This is a genomic window from Rhodococcus sp. P3_B8, assembly GCF_056402775.1.
The window spans coordinates 44,192-56,462 of record NZ_JBFUGT010000014.1 but is presented as its reverse complement, the minus strand read 5'-3'; the positions used below and the strand labels follow the sequence as shown (position 1 = coordinate 56,462).

The following is a 12,271-nucleotide window of genomic DNA, read 5'->3' as shown; positions in this document are numbered from 1 at the left end:
TTCTCGGTCCTCTACTCATAGTTCCAAAGCCGGCAGGCGCTTCGCGCCCGTGCGCCTTTCTGGTTGCTCCAGCTACCAAAAAGGCGCACGGGTGGCGGAGCCGCCTACAGGGCGCCGGGGATCCAGGTGGTTCCGGCGAGGGGCACGCGGGCCATCGCCGACGCCTCGACGGTGAGGGCGACGAGGTCCTCGGGTTCGAGGTTGCGCAGATGCGACTTGCCGCAGGCGCGGGCGAGGGTCTGCGCCTCCATGGTGAGCACCCGCAGGTAGTTCGCGAGCCGCCGTCCGCCCTCGACGGGGTCGAGGTTCTTGGACAGTTCCGGGTCCTGGGTGGTGATGCCGGCAGGGTCCTTGCCGGCCTGGAAGTCGTCGTAGAACCCGGCCGCCGAGCCGAGTTCCTCGTACTGCTTCGCGTAGCGGGGGCTGTTGTCGCCCAGCGCGATCAGAGCGGCGGTGCCGATGGCGACGGCGTCCGCCCCGAGGGCCATGGCCTTCGCGACGTCGGCGCCGCTGCGGATGCCCCCCGACACGATGAGCTGTACCTTGCGATGCACCCCGAGTTCCTGCAGCGCCTGCACCGCCTGCGGGATCGCGGCCAGGGTGGGGATGCCGACGTGCTCGATGAACACGTCCTGGGTGGCGGCGGTGCCGCCCTGCATGCCGTCGACCACGACGACGTCGGCACCGGCCTTCACGGCGAGTTTCACGTCGTAGTAGGTGCGGGTGGCGCCGACCTTGATGTAGATCGGCTTCTCCCAGTTGGTGATCTCGCGCAGTTCGATGATCTTGATCGCGAGGTCGTCGGGGCCGGTCCAGTCGGGGTGCCTGCACGCCGACCGCTGGTCGACGCCCATCGGGAGGGTGCGCATCCCGGCGACGCGTTCGGTGATCTTCTGTCCCAGCAGCATTCCGCCGCCGCCGGGCTTCGCGCCCTGGCCGAGGACGATCTCGATGGCGTCGGCCTTGCGCAGGTCGTCCGGGTTCATCCCGTACCGGGACGGCAGGTACTGGTAGACGAGGTTCTTCGACTGCCCCCGTTCCTCGGGGGTCATGCCGCCGTCACCGGTGGTGGTGGATGTGCCGACCTCGCTGGCGCCGCGGCCGAGGGCTTCCTTCGCCTGCCCGGACAGTGCACCGAAGCTCATGCCGGCGATGGTGATCGGGATGTCCAGGTGCAGCGGGAACTTGGCGTTGCGGTCGCCGAGCACGACGTCGGTGTCGCACTTCTCGCGGTAGCCCTCGAGCGGGTACCGCGACATCGACGCGCCGAGGAACAGCAGGTCGTCGAAGTGCGGCAGCGTGCGCTTGGCACCCCAGCCGCGGATGTCGTAGATGCCGGTTTCGGCGGCGCGTTGGATCTCGGAGATGACGCCGCGGTCGAACGTCGCCGATTCGCGCAGGGCCGGGTTCGGGGTGGTCATGACGGTTCTCCTAGTACGCGCTGGCGTTGTCGACGTGGAAGTTGTAGAGGTTGCGGGCGGAGCCGTAGCGGGTGAACTCGGACGGGTCGGCGTCGAAACCGGCCTGATCCAGCAGTTCCCGCAGTTCCGTCAGGTGCTCCTCGCGCATGTCCTTCTTAATGCAGTCGGCGCCGAGGGAGGCGACGGTGCCGCGCACGTAGATGCGGGCCTCGTACAGCGAGTCGCCGAGGGCCTCGCCGGCGTCGCCGAGGACGACGAGACGTCCGGCCTGACCCATGAACGCGGACATGTGGCCGATGTTGCCGCCGACGACGATGTCGACGCCCTTCATCGAGATGCCACAGCGCGCAGCGGCATTGCCGTCGATCACGAGGAGGCCGCCGTGGGCGGTGGCGCCCGCGGACTGCGACGCATCACCCTTGACGTGCACCGTTCCCGACATCATGTTCTCGGCGACCCCGACTCCGGCGTTGCCGGTGACGGTCACCGTCGCGTGCTGGTTCATGCCGGCGCAGTAGTAGCCGACGTGCCCGTCGATGGTGACGTCGATGTCGGAGTCGAGGCCGCAGGCCAGCGCGTGCGCGCCCTGCGGGCCGGTGACGGTGACCGTCTTCGGGGCCTCGGGGGAGGTGAGCCGCTCGTTGACGGCACGGGTACTCGACGTCTCGAGGTTCAGGACAGTCGCTTCGGTGGTGGCTACCGGTGCCATACGTACACCTCTTCCGGTTCGGGCTCGAAGATTCGGGCGTTGTCGACGCCAGGCAGGTTCGCCAGGGCGCGGTATTCGGAGGCCATCGCGACCCACTGGTCGGTCTCGGCGATGACGGCGGGCTTGCAGGAGATGGCGTCCCGGACCACGGCGAACGAGTCGGCCGTCGAGACGAGCAGGGTGTAGAAGCCGTCGAACGTCTCGTTCAGCGTCAGCAGCGCCTTCTCCAGGTCGACGCCCTCGGCGAGCTGCTTGGCGACGAACCGCGCCCCGACCTCGGTGTCGTTGGCGCTGTCGAAGACGACGCCGTCACGTTCGAGCTGATGCTTGATGCTCATGTGGTTCGAGAACGAGCCGTTGTGCACGAGGCACTGGTCGGGGCCGACGGAGAACGGGTGCGACCCCTCGGCAGTCACCGCGGATTCGGTGGCCATGCGGGTGTGCGCGACACCCTGCCAGCCGCTCGCCGACGGCAGCCCGAACCGGTTCGCCAGGTCGATGGGGTTTCCGACGCCCTTGAGGACGGTCAGGTCGTCACCGAAGCCGATGACCCGCGCCGACGGCACCACGCTGCGCACTGCCGCCGCGAGATCCTCGGCGACGACGACGCCGTGCAGGATCGTCGTCGGGGACAGGTCGATTCCGGTGACGGTGGTGTCGAGTGACGCCGACAGCCTTGCGGCGAGTTCCGTTGCGGGGATGGGGCAGTCGAGCAGCGAGACCGTGGAATCCCCGACCGGTGACCAGGCCTGGTCCCCGTAAATCGCCATGCCTGCGGAATCGGGTCCGCGGTCGCACATCTGACCGAGCATGTCGGTGAGCAGGGCGCCGAGTTGTGGGTAGAGGGACGGCTCACGCAGGTGAAGTCCGACGATTCCACACATGGATGTCTCCTTTCGGGAGGTCTGTCAGAACGCTGTCAGGTAGTGGTCGAGTTCCCAGGGGGAGACGGTGTTGTGCCAGGCGAAGAACTCCTCGCGCTTGAGTGTCGCGAAGTACTCGGCGACCCCGGGGCCCGCGACGTCCAGGGCGCCCGTCACCACCGGATCCGATTCCAGGGCGTCCATCGCATGCAGCAGCGTCATCGGCAGCATGTCGCTGGGACTGTCGCCGGAGCCGGGGGTGCCGGGGTCGAGATCGCGTTCGATGCCGTCCAGGCCGGCGGCGATGGCGGTGGCCGCGGCGAGGTAGGGGTTGGCCGAGCCGTCGCCGCCGCGCAGTTCCACCCGGTTCCTGTCCGGAACCCGGAGGTAGTGGGTGCGGTCGTTGCCGCCGTACGTGGCATACCGCGGCGACCAGGTCGCGCCGCTGCTCGTCGACGTGGCGCCGGTCCGCTTGTACGAGTTGACGGTCGGCGCGATCACACCCTGCAGCGCACACGCGTGCTCGAGGATTCCCGCGATGAACGCGTACGCCGTCCTCGACAGTCCCAGCCCCTTCGGATCGTCGCCGTCCGGGAACACCGAACCGGCGTCGTTCCACAGCGACAGGTGCAGGTGCATCCCGGAACCGGTGCGGTCGGAGAAAGGTTTGGGCATGAACGTGGCCTTCATGCCGCGCTTCTCGGCGATCACCGACAGCAGGTACCTTGCGGTGATCACCCGGTCGGCGGTGGTCATGGCGTCGGCGTAGTCGAAGTTCTGCTCGAACTGCCCGTTGCCGTCCTCGTGGTCGTTGGCGTAGTTGCCCCACCCGAGCGTGTTCATGGCCGCGGACACCTCGGTCAAATGGTCGTACATCCGGGTGACGTCGCGGGCGTCGTAACACGGCTGACGACTGACGTCGGCCGTGTCCGCGGTCGTGAGGGCGCCGTCTCCGGTGCGGTGGACGAGGAAATACTCGATTTCCGCGCCGACGTTGACGGACAGGCCGAGATCGGACGCCTTCTTCAGCGTCTCCTTCAGGATCACCCGCGGCGCATACGGCCAGGGCTTTCCCTCCACGTGCGGGTCGCAGTGCACGATCGCCAGTCCGGGTTTGACGAACGGGATCGGCGTGAACGACGAGACATCCGGTACGGCAACGAGATCGGAATCCTTGGGCTCCTGCCCCATGTGCCCCGCCGCGTAGCCGGCGAAGCCCACGCCGTCGTCCTGAAGCTGTTCGACGGCCTCGATCGGGACCAGTTTGGCGCACGGCTTGCCGGACAGCGTCACGAACAGGGCGAGGATGAAGGTGGTTCCGGTGGCCCGGGCCACCTCGGACAAGGTCTGCGGTGGGGTTGTCACGATGTTCTGCGCGGTGAACGCGTCAGCAGTGTCGACAGCCATGGGTAGCTCCTGAACTGGTGGTCTACGGGTGAGGGGGTCTGTGGGTCAGCGCATCTCGCCGGCGCCCTCGTAGGGGTGCAGGCTGAACAGGAGGTCGCCCTCCTCGAAGCGTGAGTAGCGGAAGTCGGACGGCTCGACGTTCGGGAGGCTGGTCGTGCCGTCGTCGAGCAGCATGTCGGCGACGAGGCGACCGACCGCGGGTGAGATCTTGAAACCGTGACCGGAGAACCCGGTGGCCAGGAACAGTCCGTCGACCGGTGCGGGTCCGATGATCGGGTTGTAGTCGGGAGTGACGTCGTACGCGCCGACGTAGCTCGAGGTGATCCGCGGATCGGGCATGTCGGGCAGACGGTTCCCGAGCTTGCCGATGTTCTTCTCGATGGTGCTGTCGTCCGCGCGGTTGCTGTACTTGTCGGGGTCGATGTATTCGGGCGCGGCGTGGTCGCTGTTGCCGACGAGCAGTTCACCGTTCGGCTCACGGCAGATGTACTGCAGTCCGGCCAGGTCCGACAGCACCGGCACCTCCGGAGTCGGAACACCCTGGTCGATCAGGACGAGCTGTGCCCGTTGGGCTTTCACCGGGATGTCGACGCCGACACCGGCGCCGAGTTCAGGGGCCCACGGACCGGTCGCGAGGATCACCTGCTCGGCATGCACTTCGTCGCCGTTCGTGAGCGTCACCCCGTAGACGCGGCCGTCCGCGTTCTGCAGCAGCGACGCCACCGGCGTGCTCTGGCGGATTTTGACGCCCAGCTTGCGGGCCGAGGCACCGAACGCCATGCCGGCCATGTACGCCTCCCCGCGGCCACCGAGGGGCTCGTACGCGAAGGCGGCGAAGTCGTCGAGATGCAGCCCCGGCCACAGTTCGGCCATCTTGTCGTGTCCGATGTAGTCGACGTCGATACCGAGGCCCTGCATCATCGCGACGTTCGCCTTCAGCGGGTCGATGTTGTTCTCACCGACGCCGACCACGTATCCGCACTGGCGGAATGCCATGTCGTCGCCGAAGATCTCGGTGGCCCTGGTGAAGATGTCGACGCCGTACCACGACATCGCCGCCAGCGACGGCGTCCCGTAGTGGCACCGGACCACGCCACTGGACTTGCCGGTCATGCCCGAGCACAGGGTGTCACGCTCGAGGACCAGGACATCGGTCTCGCCGCGGTCCGCGAGCGACCACGCGATGGCGAGACCTTCGAGTCCCCCACCGACGATCACGAACTTTGCTGTCTGTGTCACGTTGCTTCCTTCATTCGGCCGGATGATCGGGCGCTGTCGGCTTGGGTAGCGGTTCGTTTCACCTCATGAATCGCTGTTGTTCACTATGAAACAGTTCTACTATGTCGATCGTGTTACGGCAACGTTGTCGGTGCATCACCAAATCACGGCGCTCAAAAGCTTTTTCAAAAACTATCTTCGCTCTCATCTGCATGTTTCCGGCCTCTCCGGATTGATTTACGTCATCGAAATATGTCTTGTGGTTTCCTGTTGCTACTCCTCGTTTCATACAGAGGAGTCGCGGACCCAACTCACCACACCTTCAGGGAGAACCCATGACCACGACCGACAAGCCCACCGCCGTCCCGTTCCGCGTCACCGCTGGATTCCACGAGAACCTGCCTCAGATGCCGGTCTCGGAGTACCCGGGCACCAAGGGATACATCGACGACGTCTTCGCCAACCCGGACGGCTCGGAGATGTCGGCCGGCTACTTCGAACTCCAGCGCACCGACGCCCCGCTCGACTACTACTACGCCTACGACGAGATGAAGGTCGTCCTCGAAGGGGAGTTCACCCTCGAGAACCTCGACACCGGCCAGGTCGAGGTGGCGAAGGCGAAGGACGCGATCTTCTTCCCCAAGGGCTCGCGCATCCGCTTCACCACCCCCGACCGCGCGTTAGCCTACTTCGTCGGCCACCGTTCCTTCGCTCCCTGATCCGCGATGGCGGTTTCGATGAGGTCGACCAGCGTCCCCCGGTGGCGATCCGATTACTCGGCCGTCGACGACCTCGCAGCGGGCGCTCTCGTCACCCGCTACGTATTGGTCTCGGACCGCACGGTCGGCGCGCAGGTCCTCCGCGCGCTGTCCGAGCGCGTGGCGCCCGTTCCCACTCGCACGGTGATCGTCGACGACGGGGCCGGATCCGGGTTCGGCGGGCTCGACGAGCTGTTGTCCGAGGCGCGCATCGGGTGGCGGTTCGTCGTGGCGGGACCCGACCACATGGTGGGGGCGGTGCGTGCTCGGCTGATCTCCGCGGGCGCGGTGCCCAGCGAGATCGCCGTGGTGATCACCGACCCCGACGTATGGATGCGCGACGTGTTCTGCGCGCACTGCCACACGACGTCGTCCTCGGTGCCGGTAGCCATCGGCGGCCGGACACCGTGCAGCGGTTGTTCCGCCGAACTCACCGTCTACTACCACTACTCCCGGCGTCACAGCGCCTACCTGGGATATCGAGCCGACTCGGAGGAACTGCCATGACCACGGCCCTCGAAACAGTTGCGGGCGAGAGCATCACCGGAGGGCTCACTCTGACGGTGCGCGAGGCACGGCTGCTGTGTCCGGGCATCCGGCACGTCGTGCTCGCGGACCCGGCGGGCCGCACCCTGCCGTCGTTCACCCCGGGCAGCCACATCGCCGTCACCTGGGCCGAGGGTCGGCAGAATTCCTACTCGCTCACCGGCCCCTCGATCGAGCCGGACCACTACGCGATCTCGGTCCGGCTCGACGAGAACGGCCACGGGGGTTCGCGCTGGGTCCACGACCTCGAGCCGGATCAGCGCATCCGTGTGAGCCTTCCGCGGAGTGCGTTCGCGCCCGTGCTCAATGCTCGGCACCACCTGCTGGTCGCGGGTGGAATCGGCGTCACGCCGATCCTGTCGCACGTCCGGGCCGCGCTCGAGTGGGGTCGTTCGTTCGAAGTGATCTACTCATTCCGCGATCAGTCGGGAGCGCACGCCGACAAGTTGGCGGCGCTGTGCGGTGACCGGATGATCACGGTCTCCACGCCCGGAGAACTCGCGGACCGCCTCGTCCCGAAGCTGGCGGACCAGCCACTCGGTACCCACGTCTACACGTGCGGTCCCGCGCCGATGATCGCGGCGGTGGCCGAGTGGGCCCGCGACTGCGGCTGGCCGCCGGGGCGCGTGCACTCGGAGGCGTTCGGGGCGGGCCCGCTGCCCGAGGGGGCGCCCTTCGCCGCCACGCTCGGGCGCACCGGCATGATCGTGCCCGTGCCCTCGGGGACCAGCCTCCTCGAAGCGTTGCTGGACAAGGGAATCAACGTCCCGAACCTCTGCCGGCAGGGTGTGTGCGGCGAATGCCGGCTGTCGGTCCGCGGCGGCGCGATCGAACACCGCGACCTGTTCCTCACCGACGAGGAGAAGGCCTCCGGAGATTCGATCATGCCGTGCGTATCACGTTCCGCAGGAGACCGATTGGAGCTGGATCTGTGACATCGACCGACTCGCGTGCCGACCACATCGCGCGCTTTCCGTTCCCCTTTCCGCGCGACCAGTACCGCTACAGCACCAACGTCGAGCCGGCCGGGAACCCCACCGCCACCGTGGCCGGCAGCTGGGGTGACACCCGCATCGCCATCGACGCCCACTATCACCGGGAACTCGCCGAACGCGAGCGCATCCTGGCCGAGGATCCGTCGCGGCACCAGTGCCTGCCCCACATGGTCCCCGCCGCGTGGGACGCGATGCTCACGCTGATGCGCATGCTCGCCGACGAATACCCCCGCACCATGACCCTCGAACGGCACGAGGGCAGCTGGTTCTGGAAGAACGACCTCCTCGGGATCGAGCACAACTTCGTGTTCGGGGATCCCGACACGTTGCCGGCGCCGCCGCTGGTGTACATCTGCGGCCAGATCCAGGAGGACGTCGTGCTGCTCGATCAGCGTGAGGGCGAACTGTGGGGTGACGCAGGTCTGGTGACGTTCGCGGCGGACTGGTCCTTCGGATTCGACGTGGGCATGAGCTTCCTCGAGATCCACGGCCCCGTCCCGCGCGTCCACAGCGAGAAGATCATCACCCGCGCACACAACTTCCTGATGCGGCTCGAGCCCGGCCAGAGCTACCGACGCACCAACTGGACGCTGACCGTCCACGGCAAACTCGACACGTCGACCGAGACCTACCCCGAGTGGGGGAAGGACCGGCGCACCCTCGCCGACGGCCCGCTGGACGAAGTCGGGGACCGCCTGTTCCTGAGAACCGAAGTGCAGCACCTCATCCGGCTCGCCCACTCCGGTGCCGTCATGTTCCTGATCCGGACGTACCTGCTTCCGTTCCGGGATATCGCGTCCGTTCCGGAGTGGGGCGAACGACTGTACCGGGTGCTCGAGGACCTTCCGGTGGACATGGCCGAATACAAGGGCATCAGTCGCACCCGGGAACCCGGCATGAGATGGCTGCTGAACCACGGGAATGTGGAACTGTGACGCTCACCGATCGGGCAGCACCCCAGAGCGATCAGACTCTCTACCTCGTTCTCGCGACGGTCTCCGTGATCGCCCGCGACGGCCTGCGCGGGCTGACGACGCAGGCCGTCGCCCGGGAGGCCGGCATCTCGGACGAGGCCGTCCTGCGCAGCGCCGGGTCGACGGACGCCCTCCTCGACGCCGCGCTCCGGTACGCGCTCGACAAGAGCGCGAGCGTCTTCGCCGACATCGCCGCCGGCTCGTCGCTCGACCACTTCGTCGAGCACCTCACCGACCTCGTCGCCCGCGACCCCGACCTCCAGGTCTTCCAGTACGAGCTGATGCTCGAATCCCGACGCACGCCACGCCTCGACCCGCACGTGAAACTGCTGTACGCCACGTACATCGAGGCGACGTCCCAGGCACTGACCCGGCTGGGCATCACCGCCGACGAAGACCTGACCCTGCTGGTGTACTCGGCGATCGAGGGATTCATCATGCACCAGCTGATCGCGAAGGATCGTCCCGCGACCGAGCGCGCGATCGGGCGACTACGCCGGATCCTGTCGACCGCGAGGTAGTCCCTGCACGTGAGTGGCAAAGTGTGCCCTGGCACGCTTTGCCACTCACGTGCGGGCGAGGACCTCCGCCACCACGACCGACGCCTGCCCGGACAGCCGCACCGACCCTTGCTCGACGAGGAGACAGTCGCCCGGTTGGACGGGACCGAGGTCCGTCGCCAGCCGCCCATCGAGAACCAGGACGAGGACGGCAAGCCGCCCGTCAGCGGTGACGTCCTGCGCCGCTCCGATGTCGACGACGTCCACGGACGCCGCTGTGGTGGACCTGTGGACCATGACGTTGAACGCCTCGGTCAGCCCTTCCGCCACACAGTCGGGGCTGCGTTCACCGGCGAATGCCGTCGGACTCAGGCGCGGAATCAGGGTGGGGCCGCCGCCGAAGTCGAGTGACACGGGATGGTCGCCGATCACCGTGAAGATGCGGTCCACCTCGGGGAATGGCGAGAACGTCGAACCCGCCTCGAGCGTCGCGACGCTGAAGCGCCACCGGGACGCGACACCGGCGGCGATCTCCGCTGTGGTGCCCGCGCCGTTGGCCCACGGGGTGGTCCGCCGATCCGAGCGCCGGGCGATGCGGGCCTCGCGAACTGTGGTCACTCGTTCTCCTTACCTAGAAAGTCCACTGTCAAGATACTTTGTTTCGCGCATCGGCACGCAGGCGCACGCCGAATCCCGTTACGCAGTTGTCACTCAGCGAACTATTTCCGCAATCTCCGCTTTGGTTCACTGACACTAGACATTGATTCCCAAAGGCGGACGCGACAAGTGTCACGCCATCCTCGATCAAGGTGGACGACTATGAACGAAGCAGTCGCTGCGGCCGACACCGCCTGGATTCTCGCGGCCTTCACGGCAGTGAGCCTCATGGTGCCGGGCCTGGCCATGTTCTACGGCGGAATGGTCAGCGTGCGCAACACGCTCAACATGGCCATGATGACGTTCGGCGCGTTCGCCGTCGTCGGGGTGCTGTGGATCGTGTTCGGCTACTCCGCCGTGCTGGGTAACTCCCTCGGCGGTCTCGGCATTCTGGGCGACCCCCTCGAGTTCTTCGGCTCCAGTTCATTACTGGAGGCCCCCGCCGAACCCGGACTGCCGCCCGCGCTGGTCTCGGGATTCCAGCTGTTGTTCGCCGGCATCACCGTGGCACTCATCTCGGGTGCGCTGGCCGACCGGATGAAGTTCGGCGCCTGGATGCTGTTCGCCGGACTGTGGGCGACGTTCGTCTACTTCCCTGTCGCCCACTGGGTGTTCGCGTTCGACTCCGCGGACGGGTCGGTGATCGGCGGATGGATCGCCAACACCCTCGGCGCCATCGACTTCGCCGGCGGCACCGCCGTGCACATCAACGCCGGCATCGCCGCCCTCGCCGTCGTCCTGGTTCTCGGGGCCCGCAAGACGTTCCCAGTCTCGCCCCGCCCGCACAGCCTTCCCCTGACCATGCTCGGCGCCGGCATCCTTCTCTTCGGCTGGTTCGGATTCAACGGCGGCTCGGCGCTGTCCGCCGGGAACAGCGCGTCCGTCGTCATCCTCAACACCGTCGCCGCGGCGTGCGCGGGTATCTGTGCCTGGCTGGCAGTCGAGAAACTGCGTGAAGGTCACGCCACCTCGCTGGGCGCCGCTTCGGGCCTGATCGCCGCGTTGGTCGCCATCACACCTGCCTGCGGCGCCGTCTCACCGCTCGGCGCTCTGGTCGTCGGAGGCGCCGCCGGCGCGGTCTGCTGCTTCGCGGTCTCCTGGAAGTACCGGCTCGGCTACGACGACGCGCTCGACGTCGTCGGTGTGCACCTCGTGGGCGGCATCCTCGGCACCGTTCTGATCGGTTTCCTCGCGGATCCGGCCGCTCCCAACGGCGCCGCGGGGCTCTTCTACGGCGGCGGCGTCGACGTGCTGTGGCGTCAATGTGTCGCCGTGGCAGCCGTTCTCGCCTACTGCTTCGTCGTCACACTGGTGATCGCACTGGCACTGAAGAAGTTCATGGGCATTCGCGCCGACCAGGACAGCGAGTACGACGGCCTCGACGTGTCCGTCCACGGCGAAACGGCCTACGTACTCGATGCCGTCGGCCTCACCGGCGCCTCGAAGCATGGCACCGACGCGGTTCTCGGCGCAGAAGCAATCACGACCAGGGCTGCGGACCCCGCCAAGGCCTGATCCCGGTCCCGAGACAGACAGTGGTCCTGCCCCCAACACTCCGCGGGGCAGGKCCACTGGTGTGCCCAGCTAGGTCAGGCTCTGAGCCAGACCCCGAAGCCTTGCACTGTAATTGTTCGGCTGAGCGGACAGGAACTGACTCAGCACGATCAGTTCGAATTCCTCCATGGCGGCCGAATCTGCAGTAATCGCGGTATGATTCGCCACTTCGTGCTCCAGAAGTTCGACCGCCTCCCGCCACCCTCGGATCGCGGGTCGTCCGAGTTCCATCTGCGGCTCGAATCTCAGCGGTTCACCGAGTGGGCTCCCGAGAATTTCCTGCAAGTGCTCCTCGAGACTTCGGCGCGCCAGTCGGATGATCAGCTGAGATTGCCCTTCGTGCCACTGCATGGTGGCGGAGCGTCCCGGCTGCAGAATCGACGCGATCGACATGGTCGAATCGAACTCCTCGGCGCCAGAAGTAATTCGGGCCGTACCCGACAGCGGGATCTGAACGACGTAGAAGTCGCCGAGATCATCCGAGTTCATCCGCGCATCGGTGCCGTAGTCGAAATAGTAGACACCGATCGTGCCCGCGGTGGCCAGGTGAACCGGCTCGAGGCGGTCGAAGGGCAGCGCGGACTGGCCGTCGGACGCTATCTGAACTGTCGCTATCACCGTAACCACGACCTTTCGAACCAACCGCCACTCTACGCCCGGCGCGGAGGC

At 66.9% G+C, this 12,271-nt stretch carries 13 protein-coding genes; 6 read left to right on the top strand and 7 right to left on the bottom strand.

Translation table 11 applies throughout. The features are described from left to right. Window positions 1-104: 104 nt before the first annotated feature. The 5 genes from AC1D1G_RS08635 to AC1D1G_RS08615 are packed head-to-tail and all read right to left on the bottom strand — an operon-like array spanning window position 105 to window position 5,639. The gene (locus AC1D1G_RS08635; protein WP_477951727.1) at window positions 105-1,421 is read right to left on the bottom strand and encodes an FMN-binding glutamate synthase family protein; all 1,317 of its coding nucleotides are present in this window, start codon (window positions 1,419-1,421) and stop codon (window positions 105-107) included. Between the two features lie 10 nt (window positions 1,422-1,431). Beyond that, entirely contained in the window at window positions 1,432-2,130 is a 699-nt protein-coding gene (locus AC1D1G_RS08630) for a GltB/FmdC/FwdC-like GXGXG domain-containing protein (protein ID WP_283351365.1), read from the bottom strand. Further along, window positions 2,118-3,014: a class II glutamine amidotransferase gene (locus tag AC1D1G_RS08625; protein WP_477951726.1), complete on the bottom strand. Its 897-nt coding sequence runs from the start codon at window positions 3,012-3,014 to the stop codon at window positions 2,118-2,120. The genes AC1D1G_RS08630 and AC1D1G_RS08625 overlap by 13 nt, the downstream gene beginning before the upstream one ends. Window positions 3,015-3,038: 24 nt before the next feature. Then, a complete protein-coding gene (glnT, locus tag AC1D1G_RS08620; protein WP_283351363.1) occupies window positions 3,039-4,400 on the bottom strand; it encodes a type III glutamate--ammonia ligase in 1,362 nt (453 codons plus the stop codon). Between the two features lie 45 nt (window positions 4,401-4,445). Further along, window positions 4,446-5,639 (bottom strand): NAD(P)/FAD-dependent oxidoreductase, encoded by a 1,194-nt coding sequence (locus AC1D1G_RS08615; RefSeq protein WP_283332123.1) that lies wholly within the window; start codon window positions 5,637-5,639, stop codon window positions 4,446-4,448. Window positions 5,640-5,953: 314 nt separating this feature from the next. Here AC1D1G_RS08615 and AC1D1G_RS08610 point away from each other — a divergent pair, with 314 nt between their 5' ends. Genes AC1D1G_RS08610 through AC1D1G_RS08590 form a run of 5 tightly spaced genes read left to right on the top strand, consistent with a single transcriptional unit; the run spans window position 5,954 to window position 9,412 of the window. Next, window positions 5,954-6,337, top strand: coding sequence for a cupin domain-containing protein (locus AC1D1G_RS08610; protein WP_009475598.1), 384 nt, complete (start codon window positions 5,954-5,956; stop codon window positions 6,335-6,337). 6 nt (window positions 6,338-6,343) lie between these two features. Then, a complete protein-coding gene (locus AC1D1G_RS08605; protein WP_317569139.1) occupies window positions 6,344-6,883 on the top strand; it encodes a dimethylamine monooxygenase subunit DmmA family protein in 540 nt (179 codons plus the stop codon). Then, complete coding sequence (locus tag AC1D1G_RS08600; protein WP_283332125.1) at window positions 6,880-7,857, top strand: PDR/VanB family oxidoreductase; 978 nt, start codon at window positions 6,880-6,882, stop codon at window positions 7,855-7,857. Before AC1D1G_RS08605 ends, AC1D1G_RS08600 begins: the two co-directional genes overlap by 4 nt. Further along, entirely contained in the window at window positions 7,854-8,852 is a 999-nt protein-coding gene (locus tag AC1D1G_RS08595) for a heme-dependent oxidative N-demethylase family protein (protein WP_283351359.1), read from the top strand. Before AC1D1G_RS08600 ends, AC1D1G_RS08595 begins: the two co-directional genes overlap by 4 nt. Beyond that, on the top strand, window positions 8,849-9,412 hold the full coding sequence (locus tag AC1D1G_RS08590; RefSeq protein ID WP_283332127.1) for a TetR/AcrR family transcriptional regulator: 564 nt from the start codon (window positions 8,849-8,851) through the stop codon (window positions 9,410-9,412). Before AC1D1G_RS08595 ends, AC1D1G_RS08590 begins: the two co-directional genes overlap by 4 nt. Before the next feature lie 45 nt (window positions 9,413-9,457). Here the strand turns inward: AC1D1G_RS08590 and AC1D1G_RS08585 are convergent, their stop codons facing one another. Beyond that, the gene (locus AC1D1G_RS08585; RefSeq protein ID WP_283332128.1) at window positions 9,458-10,009 is read right to left on the bottom strand and encodes a HutD/Ves family protein; all 552 of its coding nucleotides are present in this window, start codon (window positions 10,007-10,009) and stop codon (window positions 9,458-9,460) included. Window positions 10,010-10,210: 201 nt separating this feature from the next. On the opposite strand from AC1D1G_RS08585, the gene AC1D1G_RS08580 reads away from it, so the two are divergent. Then, window positions 10,211-11,563, top strand: coding sequence for an ammonium transporter (locus tag AC1D1G_RS08580; protein WP_477951725.1), 1,353 nt, complete (start codon window positions 10,211-10,213; stop codon window positions 11,561-11,563). A gap of 69 nt (window positions 11,564-11,632) precedes the next feature. Here the strand turns inward: AC1D1G_RS08580 and AC1D1G_RS08575 are convergent, their stop codons facing one another. Next, window positions 11,633-12,229 carry a cupin domain-containing protein gene (locus AC1D1G_RS08575; protein ID WP_349307401.1) on the bottom strand — a complete coding sequence of 199 codons (597 nt, stop codon included), beginning with the start codon at window positions 12,227-12,229 and terminating at the stop codon, window positions 11,633-11,635. Between the last annotated feature and the right edge of the window lie 42 nt (window positions 12,230-12,271).

What these genes read in the sequence shown, in the direction of transcription:
- AC1D1G_RS08635 (WP_477951727.1), bottom strand. Translation starts at nt 1,421, where the DNA reads ATGACCACCCCGAACCCGGCCCTGCGCGAATCGGCGACGTTCGACCGC.
- AC1D1G_RS08630 (WP_283351365.1), bottom strand. Translation starts at nt 2,130, where the DNA reads ATGGCACCGGTAGCCACCACCGAAGCGACTGTCCTGAACCTCGAGACG.
- AC1D1G_RS08625 (WP_477951726.1), bottom strand. Translation starts at nt 3,014, where the DNA reads ATGTGTGGAATCGTCGGACTTCACCTGCGTGAGCCGTCCCTCTACCCA.
- glnT (WP_283351363.1), bottom strand. Translation starts at nt 4,400, where the DNA reads ATGGCTGTCGACACTGCTGACGCGTTCACCGCGCAGAACATCGTGACA.
- AC1D1G_RS08610 (WP_009475598.1), top strand. Translation starts at nt 5,954, where the DNA reads ATGACCACGACCGACAAGCCCACCGCCGTCCCGTTCCGCGTCACCGCT.
- AC1D1G_RS08605 (WP_317569139.1), top strand. Translation starts at nt 6,344, where the DNA reads ATGGCGGTTTCGATGAGGTCGACCAGCGTCCCCCGGTGGCGATCCGAT.
- AC1D1G_RS08600 (WP_283332125.1), top strand. Translation starts at nt 6,880, where the DNA reads ATGACCACGGCCCTCGAAACAGTTGCGGGCGAGAGCATCACCGGAGGG.
- AC1D1G_RS08580 (WP_477951725.1), top strand. Translation starts at nt 10,211, where the DNA reads ATGAACGAAGCAGTCGCTGCGGCCGACACCGCCTGGATTCTCGCGGCC.